Annotated in this window: 22 protein-coding genes; 9 read left to right on the plus strand and 13 right to left on the minus strand. The window is 63.5% G+C overall.

The window, feature by feature from the left end:
* Positions 1–5 precede the first annotated feature (5 nt).
* Both BM269_RS22310 and BM269_RS22315 read left to right on the plus strand, forming a co-directional pair.
* Positions 6–605 carry an FMN-dependent NADH-azoreductase gene (locus BM269_RS22310; RefSeq protein WP_090442331.1) on the plus strand — a complete coding sequence of 200 codons (600 nt, stop codon included), beginning with the start codon at positions 6–8 and terminating at the stop codon, positions 603–605.
* Between the two features lie 17 nt (positions 606–622).
* Positions 623–1,492: a pirin family protein gene (locus BM269_RS22315; RefSeq protein ID WP_090442334.1), complete on the plus strand. Its 870-nt coding sequence runs from the start codon at positions 623–625 to the stop codon at positions 1,490–1,492.
* Positions 1,493–1,547: 55 nt separating this feature from the next.
* Here the strand turns inward: BM269_RS22315 and BM269_RS22320 are convergent, their stop codons facing one another.
* Positions 1,548–2,588, minus strand: coding sequence for a hypothetical protein (locus tag BM269_RS22320; RefSeq protein ID WP_139232830.1), 1,041 nt, complete (start codon positions 2,586–2,588; stop codon positions 1,548–1,550).
* 119 nt (positions 2,589–2,707) lie between these two features.
* On the opposite strand from BM269_RS22320, the gene BM269_RS22325 reads away from it, so the two are divergent.
* Positions 2,708–3,175, plus strand: coding sequence for a hypothetical protein (locus tag BM269_RS22325; RefSeq protein WP_090442434.1), 468 nt, complete (start codon positions 2,708–2,710; stop codon positions 3,173–3,175).
* Here BM269_RS22325 and BM269_RS29525 read toward each other — a convergent pair.
* Positions 3,172–3,870, minus strand: coding sequence for a hypothetical protein (locus BM269_RS29525; RefSeq protein WP_090442339.1), 699 nt, complete (start codon positions 3,868–3,870; stop codon positions 3,172–3,174). The two genes, BM269_RS22325 and BM269_RS29525, sit on opposite strands and share 4 nt — an antisense overlap.
* Positions 3,833–4,987 carry an acyltransferase family protein gene (locus BM269_RS22335; protein WP_090442342.1) on the minus strand — a complete coding sequence of 385 codons (1,155 nt, stop codon included), beginning with the start codon at positions 4,985–4,987 and terminating at the stop codon, positions 3,833–3,835. The genes BM269_RS29525 and BM269_RS22335 overlap by 38 nt, the downstream gene beginning before the upstream one ends.
* Positions 4,988–5,043: 56 nt before the next feature.
* Between BM269_RS22335 and BM269_RS22340 the strand changes: the two genes are divergently transcribed.
* Together BM269_RS22340 and BM269_RS22345 are read left to right on the plus strand one after the other, a co-directional pair.
* The gene (locus BM269_RS22340; protein ID WP_090442344.1) at positions 5,044–6,006 is read left to right on the plus strand and encodes a M14 family metallopeptidase; all 963 of its coding nucleotides are present in this window, start codon (positions 5,044–5,046) and stop codon (positions 6,004–6,006) included.
* A gap of 39 nt (positions 6,007–6,045) precedes the next feature.
* The gene (locus tag BM269_RS22345) at positions 6,046–6,834 is read left to right on the plus strand and encodes a substrate-binding periplasmic protein (protein WP_090442347.1); all 789 of its coding nucleotides are present in this window, start codon (positions 6,046–6,048) and stop codon (positions 6,832–6,834) included.
* Here BM269_RS22345 and sugE read toward each other — a convergent pair.
* Positions 6,831–7,151: a quaternary ammonium compound efflux SMR transporter SugE gene (gene sugE, locus BM269_RS22350; RefSeq protein WP_090442350.1), complete on the minus strand. Its 321-nt coding sequence runs from the start codon at positions 7,149–7,151 to the stop codon at positions 6,831–6,833. The two genes, BM269_RS22345 and sugE, sit on opposite strands and share 4 nt — an antisense overlap.
* Before the next feature lie 124 nt (positions 7,152–7,275).
* Between sugE and BM269_RS22355 the strand changes: the two genes are divergently transcribed.
* From BM269_RS22355 to BM269_RS22365, 3 genes are all read left to right on the plus strand, one after another.
* Positions 7,276–7,635 (plus strand): DUF1304 domain-containing protein, encoded by a 360-nt coding sequence (locus BM269_RS22355; protein ID WP_090442353.1) that lies wholly within the window; start codon positions 7,276–7,278, stop codon positions 7,633–7,635.
* An 80-nt stretch (positions 7,636–7,715) separates the two neighbouring features.
* A complete protein-coding gene (locus BM269_RS22360; RefSeq protein ID WP_090442354.1) occupies positions 7,716–8,024 on the plus strand; it encodes an ArsR/SmtB family transcription factor in 309 nt (102 codons plus the stop codon).
* Positions 8,021–9,076 carry an alkene reductase gene (locus tag BM269_RS22365; RefSeq protein WP_090442357.1) on the plus strand — a complete coding sequence of 352 codons (1,056 nt, stop codon included), beginning with the start codon at positions 8,021–8,023 and terminating at the stop codon, positions 9,074–9,076. The genes BM269_RS22360 and BM269_RS22365 overlap by 4 nt, the downstream gene beginning before the upstream one ends.
* A 49-nt stretch (positions 9,077–9,125) precedes the next feature.
* Here the strand turns inward: BM269_RS22365 and BM269_RS22370 are convergent, their stop codons facing one another.
* From BM269_RS22370 to BM269_RS22400, 7 genes are all read right to left on the minus strand, one after another.
* Entirely contained in the window at positions 9,126–10,064 is a 939-nt protein-coding gene (locus tag BM269_RS22370) for an MBL fold metallo-hydrolase (protein ID WP_090442360.1), read from the minus strand.
* A gap of 51 nt (positions 10,065–10,115) precedes the next feature.
* On the minus strand, positions 10,116–11,378 hold the full coding sequence (locus BM269_RS22375) for an acetate kinase (protein WP_373994405.1): 1,263 nt from the start codon (positions 11,376–11,378) through the stop codon (positions 10,116–10,118).
* Positions 11,379–11,388: 10 nt separating this feature from the next.
* The gene (locus BM269_RS22380; RefSeq protein ID WP_139232832.1) at positions 11,389–11,808 is read right to left on the minus strand and encodes a hypothetical protein; all 420 of its coding nucleotides are present in this window, start codon (positions 11,806–11,808) and stop codon (positions 11,389–11,391) included.
* A gap of 11 nt (positions 11,809–11,819) precedes the next feature.
* The gene (locus BM269_RS22385) at positions 11,820–12,488 is read right to left on the minus strand and encodes a C39 family peptidase (protein ID WP_090442366.1); all 669 of its coding nucleotides are present in this window, start codon (positions 12,486–12,488) and stop codon (positions 11,820–11,822) included.
* Positions 12,485–12,883, minus strand: coding sequence for a hypothetical protein (locus tag BM269_RS22390; protein WP_229204748.1), 399 nt, complete (start codon positions 12,881–12,883; stop codon positions 12,485–12,487). Before BM269_RS22390 ends, BM269_RS22385 begins: the two co-directional genes overlap by 4 nt.
* A 34-nt stretch (positions 12,884–12,917) precedes the next feature.
* On the minus strand, positions 12,918–14,714 hold the full coding sequence (locus BM269_RS22395) for a hypothetical protein (protein ID WP_090442372.1): 1,797 nt from the start codon (positions 14,712–14,714) through the stop codon (positions 12,918–12,920).
* Between the two features lie 254 nt (positions 14,715–14,968).
* Positions 14,969–16,312 carry a sigma-54 dependent transcriptional regulator gene (locus tag BM269_RS22400; protein ID WP_090442375.1) on the minus strand — a complete coding sequence of 448 codons (1,344 nt, stop codon included), beginning with the start codon at positions 16,310–16,312 and terminating at the stop codon, positions 14,969–14,971.
* Between the two features lie 196 nt (positions 16,313–16,508).
* Between BM269_RS22400 and BM269_RS22405 the strand changes: the two genes are divergently transcribed.
* Positions 16,509–17,024, plus strand: coding sequence for a 1-acyl-sn-glycerol-3-phosphate acyltransferase (locus tag BM269_RS22405; RefSeq protein WP_307154317.1), 516 nt, complete (start codon positions 16,509–16,511; stop codon positions 17,022–17,024).
* Here BM269_RS22405 and ureB read toward each other — a convergent pair.
* Both ureB and BM269_RS22415 read right to left on the minus strand, forming a co-directional pair.
* Positions 17,002–17,274 (minus strand): urease subunit beta, encoded by a 273-nt coding sequence (gene ureB / locus BM269_RS22410; protein WP_090442381.1) that lies wholly within the window; start codon positions 17,272–17,274, stop codon positions 17,002–17,004. The two genes, BM269_RS22405 and ureB, sit on opposite strands and share 23 nt — an antisense overlap.
* Before the next feature lie 69 nt (positions 17,275–17,343).
* Positions 17,344–19,092 (minus strand): DUF885 domain-containing protein, encoded by a 1,749-nt coding sequence (locus BM269_RS22415; protein WP_090442384.1) that lies wholly within the window; start codon positions 19,090–19,092, stop codon positions 17,344–17,346.
* Between the last annotated feature and the right edge of the window lie 54 nt (positions 19,093–19,146).

A 19,146-nucleotide genomic window follows, 5' to 3' on the forward strand; every position in this document is an offset into this window, starting at 1 on the left:
ACACCATGAACATCCTGCAAATCAACTCCAGCGCAAAAAGCTCCGGTTCCGAATCCTCCCGCGTGGCAAGCAATATCGTGAACAAGCTGCTGGCTGCCAACTCGGGCGCCACCGTCGACGTGCGCGACCTGGCCGCCAACCCGCACCCGGTGCTGGACGAATCCACCCTGCAGGCCCTGTTCACCCCAGCCGACAAGCGCAGCGCCGAACAAGCTGCCCGCGTCGCCCTGGATGACGCCCTGATCGCCCAGGTGCAGGCTGCCGACGTGATCGTGCTCGGCGCGCCGATGTACAACTTCGGCATCACCGTGCAGCTGAAATCCTGGTTCGACGCGATCGCCCGCGCCGGCGTCACCTTCAAGTACACCGAAAACGGTCCGCTCGGCCTGCTGCAAGGTAAGAAGGTGTATGTCGCCACCTCGCGCGGCGGCATGCACAAAGATGCGCCAACTGATACCCAGTTCCCGCACCTGAAGATGTTCCTGGCGTTCATTGGCCTGACCGACGTGGAGTACGTGTTCATCGAAGGCCAGGGCTATGGTCCGGAAGTGGCCGCGCAGCAGAAAGCTGCTGCCGATGCACGCGTCGAAGAACTGCTGGCTTAACCAACCAAGGAAAAAGAATGGACAACATTGCAGAAACCCGCACAGTGGAACGGATTATCCGCGGCCAGGCCGTGATGGATGGCGCTGGCGTGAAGATCAACCGCGTGTTGACCCAGCCACTGCAGCGTCGCCTGGACCCGTTCCTGATGCTGGACAATTTCGGTTCGGAGCAAGCCAACGATTACATCGCCGGCTTCCCCGACCACCCGCACCGCGGCTTTGAAACGGTCACCTATATGCTGACCGGCCGCATGCGCCACCGCGACAGCGCCGGCAACGAAGGCCTGCTGGCCAGCGGCGGCGTGCAGTGGATGACGGCCGGCCGCGGCGTGATCCACTCCGAAATGCCGGAACAGGCGGAAGGCTTGATGGAAGGCTTCCAGTTGTGGCTCAACCTGCCTGCCAAGGACAAGATGCAGCAACCTTGGTACAAGGACTTTGAAGCCGGCGATATCCCGCTGGTGAAGACCGAAAACGGTGCAACCGTCCGTGTCATCGCCGGCGAAAGCCAGGGCGTGGCGGGTGCGGTGCAACGCGAAGTGACGGAACCGCTGTATATCGACGTGGAACTGCCTGCGGGGGAAGCTTTCAGCCAGGCGATCCGCGCCGGCCATAACGCCTTCATCTACACCTATCGCGGTGAGGTGACCGTGGATGGCAAGGCGGTGCCCGCCCAGAGCATGGCGATCCTGGCCAACAATGCAGGCGCCGATGGCGTGGCCATCAAGGCCGGTCCTGACAGCCGCTTCATCCTGTTGTCGGGCAAACCGCTGAATGAGCCGATCGTGCAGTACGGCCCATTCGTGATGAACTCGCAGGCCGAGATCTTCCAGGCCGTCGAGGACTTCCGCGCCGGCCGCCTCGGCGAGGAAGCGCACGCAGCGTAAGCGGCATAAGCAACGGCGTTACAGTGACGGTGCACTTGCCGCCACTGTAACGCCGTTATCGTTGCAACCAGCAGATGCGCGCCCGCGCGGCAAAGTAACAGGCGCCGCCAAAGCAGAACAGGCTACCCAGCAGGTAGGCCGGGACCATCTTGACAGCCTCGGCCGAAAATTCCATCCATCCGAATATCGGCGCAAGCCCGCCCCACAGCAGCGCAAGCGCCAGGACCAGCATCTTCGCGCAGCGGAAAACCTGGACTGTGAAGCCACCGCCAACGGCACTGTAGGGACGCCGTCCCGCGCGTGAACGCGCATCGGCGGCAGGTTGCCGGAGGGCGCCCACCGTATGGAAGGCGCTGGCAATCGTCGCCCGCCAGGTGGATGGCTTGGCTTGCTTGCCCGGCAGGGCCAGGTAGACATATTTCCTGTCGGCCCAGGCGTGGTAGCCGGGTGGTTGCCATGACAGCTGGCGCCCGGGAATCGACGCGGGGATGGGGGCAAGAAAGAAGGTGGTCGTCGCCTGCGCGTGCTCATTCGCCATCAAGCCGAATGGGTCATGGCTTATTTCAATGATCATGTAAGGCGCGCCGTCCTGCTCACCCTCAATCGCCCACAGCGCCTCGCAAGAGTCCAGGTCCATCCTGCTCCACAATGGATCCGGGAATGCCGCCAGAAAATTGGACCCGATCTCGACTTCACGCGGTTTCTCTTCGCTAGCGAAGTCATCGCGCTCGCGCTCAATGGCCTGGTCCTTGCGCGCATATGCCCAGGCGAGACAGCCGAACACGGCGACCACCAATAGCCCGAACACCCCGGGCACACCCGCAACGACAGGGAACAAGCCTGCCAGCGCCAGCGCGATAAAGCTCCGGTACACCGGCTCGATGCGGCGGAAGATCACTTGGAGCACCACCGTGGCGGGAAGCATCACCACGAAGAACATGACTGGCCCGAAGAACATCAGGAAGAACAGGATCTCGCCGCGCTGCCCCGGCCCGCGGGACATGTCCATCCCTGGCCAAAGGCCGTAGAGTGACGCCATGGCGGTGACGGCGCCGGTCCATAGCGGACTAAGCGGAGCAAGCTGGCTGGACTTCATTTCTTTTACGGTAGCGGGCGGCCGAGCAGTATACCAGCAAGTATCCAGCGCTCTTTGCGCGCATCAGGAAACGCAGGCCGCATAAGCAGCGGCGCTACAGTGGCGGTACAATGGCCGCCATGAGCTCTGTCATCCTTGATTGGGTGAAGAAGCTGAGTCATGCACTCGGCTTCGACACCGCCGACTCCTTCCCCGCCGGCCACCAGTACGCGCGTACCCGGTGGGCGGGCGCGTATTTCGACATCCCCTCCGATACCAAGGCGGACGACATCGAACGCCGCATCTGCGAAGCCATCGCGAATACGCCGCTGGTATTCGCCCATATCGAGAACCCCACCCCGCGCATGCAACGCGTGGTGATCGATGTGATCGAACGCCGGCTGCGCCAGAACCATGAGCGCGAGGCGGCCCAACTGGCTGCCTTGCTGATCCGCGCTTACGCCAGCCCGCATACCATCGAAGCCGCGCCTGGCCTGCGCCGCACCATCGAGGCGACCGAGGGCTACGAGGCCCCTGCCCGCGTACGCTCCCTGTTTGCCTTCCTGACGGATGCCCAGAACGACAACGTCATCGAAATGCGCAGTTAGCCTTTAGGGAAATAGCTCATGTCGGCGCGGTAGCGCAGCAGCTCCATCCGAACGCCGCGTACCAGCGCCCTCGCCCCTGGCGGCAACACCTCCGGCAAGTCCACTGCCGCGCCAAAGCTTGGCACGGCGCGCATCAGCACGTATTGGCCGCCGGCGCCCCCGATCTGCAAACGATACCAGGTGAACCGTGGCGCCGCGCGGCCCGAATTCGCCGGCGCCGTGGCGCCCGCGACCAATTGGCGCTCGAAAGCCGTCTCTTCGCCTGGCGCGACAGTGTAAGTGGCCATCGCCAGCCATGGCGATGCATCCGGCAGCGGCTGGCCGACGCTGGCCGTATCCAGCCGGCGGAATACGCCGTGGCTCAGGAAATCCGCGTATGGCACGACATTGGCAGCATTGTCGGCCGCGTCGCCTGCCGGCTGCACTGCGGCGTCAAAGTTGGCCGCTGCATGGCCAAAGGTGCCGTCCATGAACATGCCAAGCCGGTCGCCCAGCACGAAGGACCAGCCATGCCAGGTCCAGCCGTCGCTGACGCCCTTGTGCCACGCGAGGTGACGCTGGTAGCCCTGTTCGAAGGCGGCGCTTTGGCCTGGCTTCGGCTGGATCACGACCATGCGCGCGAAAGGCCCGGCTGCGGGCTGGGCGAATGCTTGCGCGCTAAGGAGTAACAGGGACGCTGCCAACAGTTGCTTCATTCGATCTCCGTTTGAAGTTGTTCGGGATGAAGCGCTCGCGTAGCTTCATGAACGGCGCTTCGACCGCGAAATATAGCAGCCATCCGGTAAAAATGCTGGCCGCGATCATGATGGCGATCGTGTCCAGGTCGACCGGTTCCCAGTGGTCGGCCAGCAGGATGCACAACTGCTTGTGGGTCAGGTAGATCGAATAAGACCAGAGCGCAATCGCGCCCATGCCGGGAATACGAGTGCGGTGCAGCAGGGAGCCTTCGCTGAGGGCGGCGAGCAACAGGGCCGCAAAGGCCAGGCCCAGCAAGGGGTAGCCGAATACCGACATGCCCCAGCTGAAATGGTGTTCCAGGAAAAGCCAAAAGGCCAGCGCGGTCAATGCCACACCGGCCGCCAACATCCAGTTCCCATGCCTTGTCAGGCGCTGCCAAAGGTTCGGGTGGAAGATGCGCAACATGGCCAGCGCGACGCCGGCCAGCAGTTCGTCGAAGCGCGACAACGTGGAATAGTAGATCAAGGTGTAGTAGCCCCGGCTGCCCCGTTCGCCCAGGTCCATCGCCGGCTGCCACCAGCTATCGCGCAGCCACATCCCCGCTGCGATGGCCGACAATAACGCTGTCCAGCCCAGCGCCAGTGTAACGCGGCGCGAGCCGCCCACGCGCGTCACCGCTGCGACGGCAAGCGCGATTGGCGGCAACAGGAGATAGAACTGCTCCTCCACGCACAACGACCAGGCGTGCGAAAACAATGTCCCCGGCTTCAGGTTGATATTCAGCGTAAAAGTCAAATACTTCCACCACGGCGCGTGCGGCGCATTGCCCGCCCAGTACGGCCAATACGCATACAAGGCCAGCACCGCCAGGTAAGCCGGCAAGGTGCGCAGCAAGCGCCGCGCATAAAAATGCGGCAGCGACAGGCCTGGACCGCGCAAGGCGGAAAACACCTGGTTACCGATCAGGTAGCCGGAAAGCGCGAAGAACAGATCCACGCCGGCCCAGCCGATTTCGCTGAACCAGCCGAAGCTCGCTTCGTGGCTGACGAAGGACATGTAATGGTTGGCAAACACCAGCATGATGGCCAGCGCGCGCAAAGTATCCAGGCCATGGACGCGGGAAGATCGATTCATGCGCGCATTGTACCTGCGCTAGAATATTGGCCACTTATTCGCCACAAGGGAACAGCATGACCGACGCCAGCAAAATGCATTTCAAATCTGTCAATTACACCGGCCAGGGCAAGGGCCGCCGCCTGATCATCACCGGCGCCGTGCACGGCAACGAAACCTGCGGCACCAAAGGCATCCTGCGCGTGATGGAGCAACTGGACAAGGGCGAACTGCATATCCTGAACGGCAGCGTGACCTTCGTCCCGATCACCAACCCGCTGGCGTACCAGAAAGGCGAGCGCTCCGGCGAGCGTAACCTGAACCGCAACCTGTTCCCGACCGACAATCCGCAGGACTTCGAAGACCACGTCGCCAACTGGCTGTGCCCCCTGCTCGGCCAACATGAAATCCTGCTGGACCTGCACTCCTTCAACGCTCAGAGCCAGCCTTTCGTGATGGTCGGTCCACGCAATAACGACGGCAGCCTGCAACCGTTCAAGCATGAAGCGGAAGAACGCGCCATGGCCCGCATCCTGGGCGTCAAGCGTTTCGTCGACGGCTGGATGGCAACCTACGGCGCCGGCGTGCAGCGCCGCCTGCGCAACGACAGCGAAGTGCAGACCGTCCTGAAGTACGGCGTCGGCACCACCGAATTCATGCGCAGCACCGGCGGCATGGCCCTGACGCTGGAATGCGGCCAGCACTTCGACCCGCACGCACCGGACGTAGCCTACCGCGCCATCATGAACGTCCTGGCCCACTTCGGCCTGATCGACGCGCCCAAGCCGCAGCCAATTACCTTGGACGACATGGAATACCTGTCGATGGTCGAAGTGCACGACAAGCTCGATAGCGCCGACACTTTCAGCCGCACCTGGTCCAGCTTTGACCGACTGTCGGTTGGCGACGAAATCGGCCGCCGCGCCGATGGCAGCGCCGTGCTGGCGCCGTTCGACGCCTTTATGTTGTTCCCCGACGTCAATGCCAAGCCAAACGCCGAATGGTTCTACCTCGCCAAAGTGAGTGACTCTTTCGTCTGATAGCCGTTAGTTCTACAATCGCGGTAAGGGGTAAACAGTATGAAAATATTCCCACTTACCGCGCTGAACGCGATCCTGTTGGCGGCCCTGCCTTGGTCGGCAGTCGCCGGCGACCTGGTTCTGCGCGTCACCGGCCAGGAAAGCCTGCCGCCCAAATGGATCCAGCAGCAGGGCGGCCCCTCAACCGGCGTTTGTCCGGACATCCTTGCCGCCATTTCACGCGTTGAACCGCGCATCCGATTCACGGGACTGGATGACATCCGCTCCGCGCTGGTGATCGAGCAGAACCTGCGCCTTGGCACGGCCGATATCGCCTGTGCCCTGGTTTCGACTCCCTTGCGCCGCCATATCGCGATCGCCATTCCGCAGCCTTTGTACATCTCGCGCCAGCGGCTTGCCGCCGCAGCCGACGATACGGCGCAAATCAATTCGCTGGACGACCTGGCGCGCCTGAAGCCGCTCGTCACCACCTCCCGCGGCGCTGCCTATATTGACCAATTGCGTTCGCGCGGCATCACGGTCGATGACAGCACCGGCAGCAACGTGACCAACCTGCGCAAGATCGTGGCCGGCCACGTGCGCTATTTCTACATGAACGAATTGACCCTGCACTGGCTGATCCGCGAGCAGAAACTGCAGGACAAGGTCAAGCTGATGCCTGCTGTCCTGAAAGAGGACTCCATGTTCCTCTGGGTCAGCAAAAAGGCGCCGCCGCAGGCAGCGCCCTTGCTCGTTGCCGCAATCAAGAAGCTGAACGACAGCGGCGAGTTGGCGCGCATCTATGCGCGCTGGTCGGATGAATCGGGCGTTGGCCCGCGCAACAATTAATGCTGCGACAGCATCTTCAAGCCGGCGATCCCCAGCACGATCATTGCGATGCACGCCAGCCGCGCCACGTTGGCCGGCTCGTTCAGCATCATGATGCCCCAGACGACGGTGCCCACAGTACCGATGCCGGTCCAGATGGCATAAGCGGTTCCCAGCGGCAGTGAACGCAGCGCCAGTCCAAGCAGCACTACGCTGCCGGCCATGGCGGCCAGGGTCACGGCGCTCGGCACCAGTTTAGTGAAACCTTCGGTGTATTTGAGTCCGACGGCCCAGACAACTTCCAGCAGGCCGGCGAGTAACAGGACGATCCAAGGCATGATGCTCTCCCAAGTCATGACGGGGTCGTCCCCGCCTGGCTCCCTGGTCTTGCGGCGAGGTCGTCCCCGCGGGAGAAGGCCGACAGTATATCATTGGGGGTCCAAACTTTCAGGGAGCCCCACAATGCTGCTGTTCGCGCAGATCGCCGCCGCCATCGTCCTGCTGATCCACGTCTATATCGTGCTGCTGGAAACCGTCTTCTTCGATACGCGCGGCCGCCGCGTGTTCGGCCTGTCGGCGGAAAAGGCGGCCATCGTCAAGCCGGCCATGTCGAACCAGGGCTGCTATAACGGCTTCCTGGTGGCTGCGCTGGCTGTCGGGCTGCTGCATGGCGAACCGGCGGTGCGTTCCGCCTTCATCACTTACGGCCTGCTGTGCGTCGCCGTGGCAGGCATCTGGGGCGGCCTGACCGTCAGCAAACGCATCATCTTCGTGCAGACCGTGCCAGCCGTGCTGGCATTGGTGCTTTACCAGTTGGCATAAAATCAAGCCTTGAATTCCATCGCTATGCTCCGATATATGCATCGGGTTTTTCCGATATACTTATCGTGAAACACCGAAATATGACCAACTCTATTGACATTGATGCAATCCACAAGGCCTTGGCCAATCCGGTCCGGCGCCAGATCCTGTCCTGGTTGAAAGAGCCGGACGCCTGGTTCAGCGAGCAGGTCGCGCCGCTCTCGCTGGGCGTCTGCGCAGGCATGATCGACAAGCAGACCGGATTGTCGCAATCGACCGTTTCCGGCCACCTCACCATCCTGCAGAAAGCGGGCTTGGTAACGGTACAGCGTGTCGGCCAGTGGAATTTCTTCAAGCGCAATGAGGAGGTCATCCTGCAATTTATTGAGCACGAGAGGAATACCTTATGAGCACCCTGTTCGATCCAATCGCCGTTGGCGCGCTGACCCTGAAAAACCGCGTCATCATGGCGCCACTCACCCGTTCGCGCGCCGTTGGCGGCAAGCGCGTGCCGAATGCCTTGATGGCCGAGTACTACGCACAGCGCTCCACCGCCGGCCTGATCATCAGCGAAGCGACTTCCGTGACGCCGCAAGGCGTGGGCTATGAAAACACCCCCGGCATCTGGTCCGACGAACAGGTCGAGGGCTGGAAGCTGGTGACCGAGGCGGTGCATGCCAAGGGCGGCAAGATCGTGCTGCAACTGTGGCACGTGGGCCGTATCTCCGATCCTAGCTTGCTGGATGGGCAGGCTCCGGTCGCACCGAGCGCCATCGCAGCCAAAGGCAACGTCAGCCTGCTGCGTCCTGCACGTCCATATTCGGTACCGCGCGCGCTGGACATCGCAGAAATCGCCGGCGTCGTCGAGGCTTACCGCAAGGGCGCCGAGAACGCCAGGAAGGCGGGCTTCGACGGCGTGGAAATCCACGGCGCCAACGGCTACCTGCTCGACCAGTTCCTGCAGGACTCGACCAACCAGCGCAGCGACCAATATGGCGGCAGCATCGAGAACCGCGCCCGCCTGCTGCTGGAGGTGACCGATGCGGTAATTGGCGTCTGGGGCGCCGACCGTGTCGGCATGCACCTGGCGCCGCGCCGCGATGCGCACGATATGGGCGATTCGACGCCGGTCGAGACTTTCGGCTACGTTGCGCGCGAGCTGGGCAAGCGTGGCATTGCGTTCATCGCCGCACGCGAGGCGGTTGGCGATGACTCGCTGGGTCCGTTGCTGAAGCGCGAGTTCGGCGGGATCTATATCGCCAATGAGAAGTTTGATGTGGCGGGTGCACAAGCCGCGCTGGCTGAAGGCCGTGCCGATGCGATCGCGTGGGGCAAGGACTTTATCGCGAATCCCGACCTGCCGCGCCGCCTGCAAACTGGCGCCGCGCTGAATGCGCAGCGTCCGGAGTTGTTCTATGCTCCCGCAGCGGAAGGTTACACCGACTACCCTGCGCTGGCCTGAACCGGAAGACAAGTGTCAGGCCCTGTGGGTCTGACACTGCTTTACCGGTTTAGCGGTTCGCCGAATAGTTCACCGGGAAGAACTTATACCCCTTCCCTTCACTACGCAGATGCCCCACGCCCGGGAACGGCAAATGCGCCGCTCCCATCCAATACCCCTGCTTCGCCGCCTCGGCAAACGCCGCCTTGCGCTGCGCCAGCGCCGCTTTCGAATCGCTGTCGAAATCAATCGTCACGCCTGGATCGGGGAACTGCACCGCCGCGTTGTGCATCAAGTCGCCAATCAGCACCAGCTTCTGCCCCTTGCTCTCCACCACATAGGTAGTGTGGCCCGGCGTATGCCCATAGCTCGAAGTCGAACGCACGCCCGGCACCAGTTCGGTATTGCCCTCAAACGGCTTCACCTTGCCGGCATAGCCCGACACCGCATTGATCGGCCCCTGGAAATTGCCCTTCGCCTCGGCGCTGGCATTGTCCAGGTTCGCCTTGCTCAGGAAATAATTCGCATCGTGCTTATCCATACGCACCACGGCATTCGGGAATGCCGGCTTGTCCAGCACACCCAGGCCGCCGACGTGGTCGCCGTGCAGGTGGGTGATGTAGATCTCGTCGACCTGCTCCGGCTGGTATCCGGCCGCTTTCAGGCTGGACACGAGATTGCCAAGGGTCGGGCCAAACAGGCCGCCGGCTCCGGTATCGATCAGCACCAGCTTCGCGCCGGTATTGACCAGGAAGGCGTTGACCGAGGTTTCAACCGGCGCTTTCAGGAAGCTGTGCCCCAGCGCCTTGGTGGTTTTTTCCGGCTTCTGGTGCAGCAGCTTATCCATTGGCAGGTCAACCGTGCCGTCGCTCAAAACGGTCACTTCGAAGTCGCCCACCGCCATGCGGTAGAAGCCTGGCGCCTGGGTCTTCACCATCGGCGCGGCAGCGTGGGCGGCGCCTGCCATGGCGGCAAATGCGAACGGTACGGCGAGCTTTTTCAGGATCATTCGATCTCCTTGTTGTTAGTTGCCAAAACGCTAGATTAGCGTAAACAGCAACTACATGCTCGTCGGTACGCGTAGCATGACGGAGACATCCGGGGTGTCGCGCGTCAGCCCGGCGCCCACCGAAACATTGACCGTCCGTTTCGCATTCAGGCGGTAGGAAAGTCCCACCAGCAAGGTGCCCAGTTGCGTACGCACCGAGCCGGGGCCAGGGACGCCGTTTTGCCGGGTGCGGGCAATCGAGCTGTGGTCGTAGCCGAAGCTGATGGAAGCCTTTTCGTTCAGCGCCAGGCCGATGCCGAAATTGAAGCCGATAACTGCGCCGGGCTTGACCGTGCCGAGCGGCTCGCGCTCGCCATCGAGCACCAAGCGGCTCAGGTTCTTGCGCTGGAAGTTGTACAGGTAGCTGACACTGCCAAACAACACGGCGGGATCGCTCGGATAGAGCCAGGTCAGGCTGGGCTGCAAAGCGTAAAAGCCGGAACCGGTCGGCAACTCCAGCGGCAAGCCGGTGCCGGTCGCATTCTCTCCGATGCAGCGCCGCACGCAATCGGTCACGACATCAAACGGATCGCGGCCAGTGCGGGTCTTGAAGCGCAGCCCGGCAATGTAATACGCCTTGTCGGCGCCGCCCTCGTTGAGCTGGTGGCGCAGCGAAAGCTCGACGTCTCCCATGGCGCGGCCGCTGACGTCGAATACCTTCTCCACCGCAGTGCCGGTAAATACCTCGCGGCTCACGGTCGAATCGGAGCGGTAAATATACGGCAGGCGCAGTTCAAGCTCGGTGCGATTGCTCAAGCCGTAGCGCCCGCTCAGGGTGGCGGTGCTCGTATTGCGCTTCACTTCGCGCACGTCGATCAAGCCGATCAGCAAAGCCGGGATGATGGTGTAGCCAACCAAGGCGACCCGGTTGCTGGACGAATAGCCGAACTGGAACGCCGGCTCCAGCACCAGCTTGCCGCGTGCGGTCAGCACGCCCGGGCTTTCGAAGATCGGGGCCACTTCCGGCGGCTTGGTGTCGCGTTTCGGGGGCTGGCCGACGGCCAGCGCCGGCTGCTGCGCCCCGCCCGGCGGCGGGACGTTGGGCTGCGGCTGGCTTTGCGCAGCGCCACCGGTGCCGCGCGCGGCGGCCAGGCGCTCCTCCGCCACCTGGCGCCGCAAGTCCTCCAGCAAGGCGCGTTGTTCCGCCAACGCCTGCCTTAACTCGGTCAACTCGGCCGCCAGTTCGGCATTGCTGCGCTGCTGCGCTGGCACTTGCGCCAGCGCCGTCTCGCTCGCAAGAATCAGCATCCCGGCCGCGAATTTCTTTGAAAGCATCGCTCCCTCCCTAGCGGGGCACAATGACGTTCGATAAGGCCTGGCGCAGGTTGCCCTCCAGGTTCATGCTTTTCAATGCCGACAGCGCGTTGACCGTGAGGTCGATGGTGGTCAGGCTGCGGATCAACTGCCCGTTCGTATTGTTCTGCACCAGCATCGGCGCCAGCGCCGCGCCGGCCTCCGGCGAATTGGCCAGCCGCGTCATATCGGCCAGTTCGACGCGATTGCGTGCCACCACCACGCCATTCACTTCGACCATGCGCTCCACACCCAGCGCCACCAGCAAGCCGCTGCCGTTCTCGAAACCGCCCCGCGCTTGTTCCAACTGCGCGTCCGGCGCCGCTGCCCAGCCCTCAGGCGGCCCCTGCGCCATGGCAGGCATTGCCAGCAACAGCATCCATCCCGCGGCAGCCTTGATTGCTCGTCTCATGCCGCCCTCCCTCAAAAATCGCTGGAACCCAGCTTCGGTACTGTCACGTCCTGCAGGCTGTCGCGCAAGATGCCGTCCGACAGCATCGCCTGCGGCGCCACGCGCCACTCCGCCAATTCATTAAAGCGCGCCTTGCCGGGACGGCCATGGATCACGAACAGCAAGCGGTTCTGCCAGATTGCTTCAAAGCCCTGGCGCGACAAGGCACGCGTACCGCCGGCGGGGTCGCCAAGCAGCACCCGCCCGCCCTGCACGCCCTTGACAACGACAAAGTGCCGATAGCCGTTATCGGCTACCAGCACGATCGCCGGCAAACCGGCCTGCGCCAGTTTGTCCAACGGCTGCTCGAAGCCGTCCGCTGTAAAACCGCGCGTGGCCAGGTATCGCTTCATGTCCAGCAGCGAAAAACCTTCGCGGCGGATGCGCGGCTGGTCGCCGCCGACAAACATGTCACGGAAGATCTCTTGCTCCGTGACCGGAAAATCGTAGTGATGACTGAGCAGGGTTGCCAACGCCGCCGAGCCACAACTGAAATCGTATTGCTGCCGCACCGTGGTGCGGAACCGCGCCTCTTTCAGGCTAGTCACCGGCAAGACAAAGCTGGCGCCGCCGGCTGAAAAGTCGGCGGCCTGCGCGGCAAATGCCGGCAGCAATGCCAGAACGCTGATGAGGCGTCTCATTTGATCTGCACGTTGACGATGGTTGCATTCTGGATCAGCACGTTGGCGCCGGAATTCTGGATCACCATCGGCATTCCCGACGCGTTGCTGAACGCGCCGTCGGTCACGATATTGGCGCCGGTCACAACGTTTACCGCGCTGTTATTGGCCACCGTACCGGCCAACTTCATATCGCTCCACGGCGCGTCGCTGCCGCCGCGCATCTGTTCAAGACGCTCATCCTGCGCGGGGCGCTCCTTTTCGGCCATCACTGGAAGCGCTTGCGGCGCCAGTCGCGCTTCAGGCGGGGACGGGCCCGCCGCTGTGGCCAGCGGGCCAAGCGGAAGCGCGCCCATCCAAGGGGCTGCCTCCGCCAAGCCCGGCACCAGTAAGGCGCACAGGGCCAGGACTTGCACTGGCCTGCCTAAGCTTTGCATGATGCCGCGCGGGTTACTTGCCCACGGCCAGGTTGGCCTGCACGTTCACGCTCTGCTGCACCAGCGAAGACATGCCGTTGTTCTGGCTGATCACCATGATGCCGGCGGCCGATTGGCCGACGCCGCTCATGGTATTCGACATGTCGAAGGTGCCTGCCGTGACGGAGTTGGTGCCGCCAGCCCCGCCATTGCCGCCTGTGGCATTGCCGCCGGTCGCTGCGCCAGCGGTATTGGTGCCGCCGTCGCCGCCCGCACCCGCCACATTGCCGCCGCCGCCCGCACCGCCGGCACCGCCGTCACCGGCCGTGGCACTGCCGTTGGTCGCAGCACCACCAGTACCCGCCGCGCCGGTTCCGCTGCCGCCCGTCGCGGCCCCACCCGTGCCGCCGGTGGCGCCGCCGCTCGAGCCGGCAGTATTGCTTGCCATGCCGCTGGATCCGCCGTTGCCGCCATTGCCGCCTGCCGCCCCGGCGCCGCCGGTGCTGGTGCCATTGCCGCCAGCTGCACCGCCACCGCCTGCGCCGCCGGTACCCGATGCACCTGCGCCACCATTGGCCGCTACCGCGCCACTGCCGCCTCCGGCACCTGAGCTATTGGCCCCGCCGGCAGCACCATTGCCTGCGGTATTGCTTGCCGCCGCCCCACTGCCGCCAGCCGCGCCGGCACCGCCCCCACCACCGGCGCCGCCCGTGCCGCCAGCGCCACTGGTACCGGCACCGGAAGTAGAAGCGTTGCCGGAACTAGCCGCTTGGGCGTCCGCCGAACCGGTCGTTCCGCCAGTGCTGTTCTGGTCACCCATGCCTGGGATGGTCAGCGGCTCGGTGCCGCTGGTGCCATTCGAGGCGGTATTGCTGGAGCCCGCGCTGCCGCTCGATGCGGCGCCGCCGGCCGAATTTTGCGACGACGTCGCAGCACCGGAGGCAACACTGCCGGTGGCACCCGACATGCCGCCAGCGCCTGCCGCACCGCCAGCCCCGCCGGCGCCGCCGGCGCCGCCGCTGGCTGCACCGGTCGCGCCGCCGTCACCACCGCGTGCACCGGTTGCGGCACCGGTCGCGCCGCCCGCGCCGCTGCCCGCAGTACCGACCAGGCCGCCAGCTCCGCCAGCCGCCGCACCGCCTGCGCCACCTGCACCGCCGGCGCCAGCCACCACGCTGCCGCCTGCGCCACCGGCACCGCCTTCGCCGCCGCGCGCACCATCACCGCCGCGGCCGCTTGCCGCGCCGGCAGCCAGGCCGCCGGCACCCGTCGTGCCGCCCGTCCCTGCCCCGGCGGACGCTGCACCGCCCGACCCGCCGCCACCGCTGCCATTCCCGCCGAGTGCGCTGCCGTTGAAGGCGACACCGCCGGCTGCACCTGCCGCACCGGCGCCACCGTTCGACATGCCGCCCGCGCCGCCCGTGCCGCTGGCAGTGCCACCGGCTGCGCCGCCGCCAATCGCACCGGCGCCCGCACCGCCATTGGCATTGCCGCCGTTATTGGCGACGTTGCCGATATTGTTGATCGTGTTATTGGTGACGGTGCCGGTCAGGGTACTGACTGCGGTCGCTGTCGAAGTATTGAAAGCATTGGTCATTGACGATGTCGCCGTGGCGCCATTGTTGGCCGCCGCGGCGCCGGCAGCGGCGGCATCGGCTGCGCCGCTACTGTTGTTGTTGGCATTCGCCTGGCTGCTGTCCTGGGTGGCTGTGGAATTGTCGTTGGCCTGGGCGCCGGGGCCCGCCTGGTTCACGTTAGGCGGCGGTGTCTCCTGCGCAAATGCACTACCCATCGCCAGTGCGATGGCTGCTGCAAGCAATGTCTTCTTCATCTCGTCCTCGCTGATGTCGTGTTTTTCAAGTACCCGCAATACTGGGGCTTGAACCGATATCGCAAGCTTGATGCCACCCTGACTAAGCTGTTGAAATTGCTCGACTTTGATGCGGCGGCGCAGCGAGTGGCGTGCATGACGGAGGTCAGTTTGTCACTTCCTTGTGACACGCCACCCGCCACAAGTGCCTACCACCATAGGAGACAAGGAGTGCGCGGAAACGTCACATTTTTGTGACGCGGCTATTCGTCGGTTCAGTCTTCACCGCGTCGCGACGGGCGCTGGATGCCGTGTTTCGCCATCAGGCGATACAAGGTCATGCGCGAGACACCGAGTTCGCGCGCCACCGACGTGATGCTGTGTCCCGCATCGATGCGGCCTTGCAGCGTGAGCCGCTCGGCACTGGCGCGCGCCGTGTCGAGGTCTTCGGCAATAGCGGCGCTGTCGAAGCCATCGAGCTCAAGGTCGTGCGGCTGGATCAGGGCGCCGTCGGCCATCACGGCCGCGCGCCGTACACGGTTCAGCAGTTCGCGCACGTTGCCGGGCCAGTCGTGCGCCCGCAGTGCCCGCAGCGCACTGTTGCTGAAGCCGCGCACGCGGCGTGCACGTTCGGTGGCGTAACTGTGGAAGACTTCCTCCGCCAACGGCACCACATCGTCGCGCCGCTCGCGCAAGGCCGGCACCTGCAAGGTCAGGACGTTGAGCCGGTAGAACAAGTCTTCCCGGAAATGACCGCGTTCGACCGCATCTCCCAGCTTGACATGCGACGCAGCGATCACACGGGCATCGACCGGCACGCTGCGCGTGCCGCCCACGCGATAAATGGTCTTTTCCTGCAAGAAGCGCAGCAGGTTGGCCTGCAGCTCCAATGGCAAGTCGCCGATCTCATCGAGGAAAATGGAACCGCCGCTGGCCGACTCGATCAGCCCGCATTTGCCCGGACCGGCGCCGGTAAAAGCGCCTTTCTCGTAGCCAAACAATTCCGATTGCACCAGCGAGGCCGGAATCGCACCGCAATTGATGGGTACGAACGGCCCATTGCTGCGCCCCGAGTGCTCGTGTATTGCACGCGCCACCAGTTCCTTGCCGGTGCCGCTTTCGCCCCAGATCAGCACCGGCGCATCGGCGCCGGCGACTTTCAGTACCTGCTGGCGCAGCAGCGTGATGGCGGTGCTGCGCCCGGTCAGGCGCATCGCCTGGCATTCTTCCGGCAAATGGCCGAGGCCGGCAAGCGCCGCCAGGCCAAGCGCGTGCCCCAGCGTATGGCTGAGGCGCCCGGCATCCAGCGGCCAGGTATGGAAATCGACGCAATGGTCATGCACCAGTTGCCGGAAAGCCGCTTGTTCCAGCGCCTGCGGCAAGAACATCGCGACCCAGCGCGGCCGGCTGTGGCGGCGCAGGAAATGATCCAGCTCGGTGAGCGGACCGGTCCAGCTATCGAGCACCAGCAAGCCGACCGGGAAGTGCTGTTCGCGCAACGCCGCCGCTGCCTCGGCCAGTCCGGCCACGTGGCAGACATCGAACGTTCGGTCGGCGGCAAGCAAAGCCGCCGGCAACGCTGCCGTTGTAGCAGCGACGCACAAGACTTGCCTAGTCATAATTTCACCTTGCTGCCCAGCGACCGGGCGGGATAGAATACCGCCGCACAAATTTTCAGCACCAAGAGTTACAAACGCTCAATGGTAGCAATCAAACAATGGGGAAGGCATGGATCAATATAAGCTAGAGGCGGACAAACTGCCAACACTAAAGCAGCGCGTCGCCTTAAGGCTGTTGCATGCGTTCGGTTGGCAAATGAAGTTCAAGCCGCTGCCTGAACCACGCGGCATCGCCGTGGTCTACCCGCATACCTCGAACTGGGACTTCATCATCGGCCTGCTCGGCAAATGGGCGCTGGACCTGCCGTTCCGCTGGCTGGCCAAGGACAGCCTGTTCAAGATCCCGCTGCTGGGCCGCTGGTTCTATTACCTCGGTGGCGCCGCGGTCGACCGCAGCGCGCCGCAAGGCCTGATCCAGGCCCAGGCCGATGCCATGCTGAAGGAAGACTGGTATTGGGTCGGCATCACGCCGGAAGGCACGCGCGGCTATAAGCCTTACTGGAAGAGCGGCTTCTACCAACTGGCGCTGGCCGCCAAGGTGCCGCTGGTGCTGGTCTACATCGATTTCCCAAACAAGACGCTGGGCCTGACCGAACATGTGTGGATGACCGGCGACGAGGAAAAAGACATGGCGGCCATTCGTGCCGGTTTCGAAGGCCACCTCGGCAAGCATCCGGAACTGATGGCGCCTATCGTCTTGCGCCAGCGCTGAAACCGGCAACCTCCGCATCGCCTTCAAGGCGCACCAGCGTGATGCTCTGCGCCTTGCCCGGCTCGAATCGCAACGCCGTTCCCGGCGCGATATCGAGCCGCATGCCATATGCCTTCCAGCGCTCGAACTGCAGCGCCGAATCGACTTCGAAAAAGTGAAAATGGGAGCCGACCTGGATAGGACGGTTCCCCTGGTTTGTTACGGTCAGTGTAGTGCGATCAGTCATATGACCTATATCTGCAAGACTCATGCCAGTAATTTCAAGTAATTCTCTCACTTTTTTTGCACCAGCATAAGGCGATGCACCACACCGGTGCGCTTATTCCTTCGGATACGGGCCCTTGCCGCCGCTGGCGATGAATTCATCAATGCGCGCGTGCAGCACCGGCAGCGGCACCGAGCCCAGTTCCAGGATGGTGTCGTGGAAGGCGCGGATATCGAACTTGCCGCCCAAGGCCTGCTCCGCTTTCTTGCGCGCTTCGAAGATCGCCATCTCCCCCAGATAATAGGACAGCGCCTGGCCCGGCCAGGAAATATAGCGGTCCACTTCGGTCATCACTTCGTGCGAAGACAGCGCCGTATTCTCCATCAGGTACTTCTGCGCCTGTTCCCGGGTCCAGCCTTTGGCGTGCACGCCGGTGTCCACCACCAGGCGCGATGCGCGCCAGGCCTGGTAGCTCAACATGCCGAACACTTCATACGGCGTCTCATAGATGCCCATCTCGGTGCCCAGGCGTTCCGAATACAGTGCCCAGCCTTCGCCATAAGCGGAGATGTAGGCATTGCGGAAGGCCGGGCGGCCCTTCTGTTCCAGCGCGATCGGCATCTGGAACGCGTGGCCCGGTGCCGATTCATGCAGGGTCAGCGCCGGCAGCGAATACAGCGGACGGGCCGGCAGGTTGTAGGTGTTGACCCAGTAACCGCCCGGGCCGCCGCGGCCGGAGGTGTAAAACGGCGCAATCTCCGGCGCCACCGGGATGATGGCGAAGCGGCTGCGCGGCAGGCGGCCGAAGTAGTCGGCCACCTTGCCATCGAACTTCTTGGCGATCCATGCAGCGCGCATCAGCAGTTCTTCCGGCGTCTTGGCGTAGAACTGCGGATCGGTGCGCAGGAATTGCAGGAAGGCCGGCAGGTCGCCCTTGAAGCCAACCTGCTGCATCACTTCCAGCATCTCGGCGCGGATCTTGGCCATCTCGTCCAGGCCGATCCGGTGGATCTGGTCGGCGCTCAAGTTGGTGGTGGTGAATTCGACGATCTTCGACTGGTAATACGCTTTGCCGTCCGGGTAGCTTTCGGCCGCCAGCGTCTCCTTGGCCTTCGGCACGTACTCCTCGCGCATGAATTTGAGCAGTTCGGCGTGGGCCGGAATCACCTTCTCGCGGATCGCCTTCAAGCCCTCGGCTTTCAGCGCTTCCTGCTCCGCGGCCGGAATCACGTTCGGCATTTCCTTGAACGGCTTGAAGAACACCACCTCTTCCGGCTTGGCTTCGGTGACCGAGGTGATCGACTTGTCGCGGCCCTCCAGGGTGATCTTCGGCGGCGTGAAGCCACGTACCAGGCCGGCCCGCATATTGGTGATCTCTTCGCCGAAGTAGCGCGGCACGTCGTTCAATTGCGCCACGTAGTTGCGGTAGTCTTCAGCAGTGCGGAACGATTTGCGCGCTTCGCCGGCCAGGTTGCCCCAGAACGAAGAGTCCGCGTTCAGCGGCTTTTCGTATTCGCGGAAACGCTGGTTATCCAGCAGCGCCGCGACCTGCGCACGGTACACCTGGTAGTTGATGCGCTCCTTGTTCGAAAGCTGTTCGGGCTTGATGCTTTCGAGTTGGCGCAGCGTCTCTTCCCATTTCTTTTGGCGCTCCAATTGCACCGCCAGGCTGACGTTCGGCAGGCGGCTCTCGACACCGCGCACGTCGTCCTCATCGTCCTCCAATCGCTGCTGCAGGCGCCATTTCCATTCCGCCTTGTGGATGGCGGTGAAACGGGCGTCGGCACTACCGGGTTTGGCTGCTGCAAAGGATGGAGAACTGAAGGCTGCTGCGATGGCGAGTGCTGCGACAATCTGTTTCATGGTGCTCCCGGAGCTCAGGTTGGTAACGGTTCCGGGAGTGTACCTTACGGCCAA

The organism is Duganella sp. CF458 (assembly GCF_900113115.1).
Taxonomy (GTDB): domain Bacteria; phylum Pseudomonadota; class Gammaproteobacteria; order Burkholderiales; family Burkholderiaceae_D; genus Rugamonas.

What these genes read in the sequence shown, in the direction of transcription:
- BM269_RS22310 (WP_090442331.1), top strand. Translation starts at nt 6, where the DNA reads ATGAACATCCTGCAAATCAACTCCAGCGCAAAAAGCTCCGGTTCCGAA.
- BM269_RS22315 (WP_090442334.1), top strand. Translation starts at nt 623, where the DNA reads ATGGACAACATTGCAGAAACCCGCACAGTGGAACGGATTATCCGCGGC.
- BM269_RS22320 (WP_139232830.1), bottom strand. Translation starts at nt 2,588, where the DNA reads ATGAAGTCCAGCCAGCTTGCTCCGCTTAGTCCGCTATGGACCGGCGCC.
- BM269_RS22325 (WP_090442434.1), top strand. Translation starts at nt 2,708, where the DNA reads ATGAGCTCTGTCATCCTTGATTGGGTGAAGAAGCTGAGTCATGCACTC.
- BM269_RS29525 (WP_090442339.1), bottom strand. Translation starts at nt 3,870, where the DNA reads ATGAAGCAACTGTTGGCAGCGTCCCTGTTACTCCTTAGCGCGCAAGCA.
- BM269_RS22335 (WP_090442342.1), bottom strand. Translation starts at nt 4,987, where the DNA reads ATGAATCGATCTTCCCGCGTCCATGGCCTGGATACTTTGCGCGCGCTG.
- BM269_RS22340 (WP_090442344.1), top strand. Translation starts at nt 5,044, where the DNA reads ATGACCGACGCCAGCAAAATGCATTTCAAATCTGTCAATTACACCGGC.
- BM269_RS22345 (WP_090442347.1), top strand. Translation starts at nt 6,046, where the DNA reads ATGAAAATATTCCCACTTACCGCGCTGAACGCGATCCTGTTGGCGGCC.
- sugE (WP_090442350.1), bottom strand. Translation starts at nt 7,151, where the DNA reads ATGCCTTGGATCGTCCTGTTACTCGCCGGCCTGCTGGAAGTTGTCTGG.
- BM269_RS22355 (WP_090442353.1), top strand. Translation starts at nt 7,276, where the DNA reads ATGCTGCTGTTCGCGCAGATCGCCGCCGCCATCGTCCTGCTGATCCAC.
- BM269_RS22360 (WP_090442354.1), top strand. Translation starts at nt 7,716, where the DNA reads ATGACCAACTCTATTGACATTGATGCAATCCACAAGGCCTTGGCCAAT.
- BM269_RS22365 (WP_090442357.1), top strand. Translation starts at nt 8,021, where the DNA reads ATGAGCACCCTGTTCGATCCAATCGCCGTTGGCGCGCTGACCCTGAAA.
- BM269_RS22370 (WP_090442360.1), bottom strand. Translation starts at nt 10,064, where the DNA reads ATGATCCTGAAAAAGCTCGCCGTACCGTTCGCATTTGCCGCCATGGCA.
- BM269_RS22375 (WP_373994405.1), bottom strand. Translation starts at nt 11,378, where the DNA reads ATGCTTTCAAAGAAATTCGCGGCCGGGATGCTGATTCTTGCGAGCGAG.
- BM269_RS22380 (WP_139232832.1), bottom strand. Translation starts at nt 11,808, where the DNA reads ATGAGACGAGCAATCAAGGCTGCCGCGGGATGGATGCTGTTGCTGGCA.
- BM269_RS22385 (WP_090442366.1), bottom strand. Translation starts at nt 12,488, where the DNA reads ATGAGACGCCTCATCAGCGTTCTGGCATTGCTGCCGGCATTTGCCGCG.
- BM269_RS22395 (WP_090442372.1), bottom strand. Translation starts at nt 14,714, where the DNA reads ATGAAGAAGACATTGCTTGCAGCAGCCATCGCACTGGCGATGGGTAGT.
- BM269_RS22400 (WP_090442375.1), bottom strand. Translation starts at nt 16,312, where the DNA reads ATGACTAGGCAAGTCTTGTGCGTCGCTGCTACAACGGCAGCGTTGCCG.
- BM269_RS22405 (WP_307154317.1), top strand. Translation starts at nt 16,509, where the DNA reads ATGAAGTTCAAGCCGCTGCCTGAACCACGCGGCATCGCCGTGGTCTAC.
- ureB (WP_090442381.1), bottom strand. Translation starts at nt 17,274, where the DNA reads ATGAGTCTTGCAGATATAGGTCATATGACTGATCGCACTACACTGACC.
- BM269_RS22415 (WP_090442384.1), bottom strand. Translation starts at nt 19,092, where the DNA reads ATGAAACAGATTGTCGCAGCACTCGCCATCGCAGCAGCCTTCAGTTCT.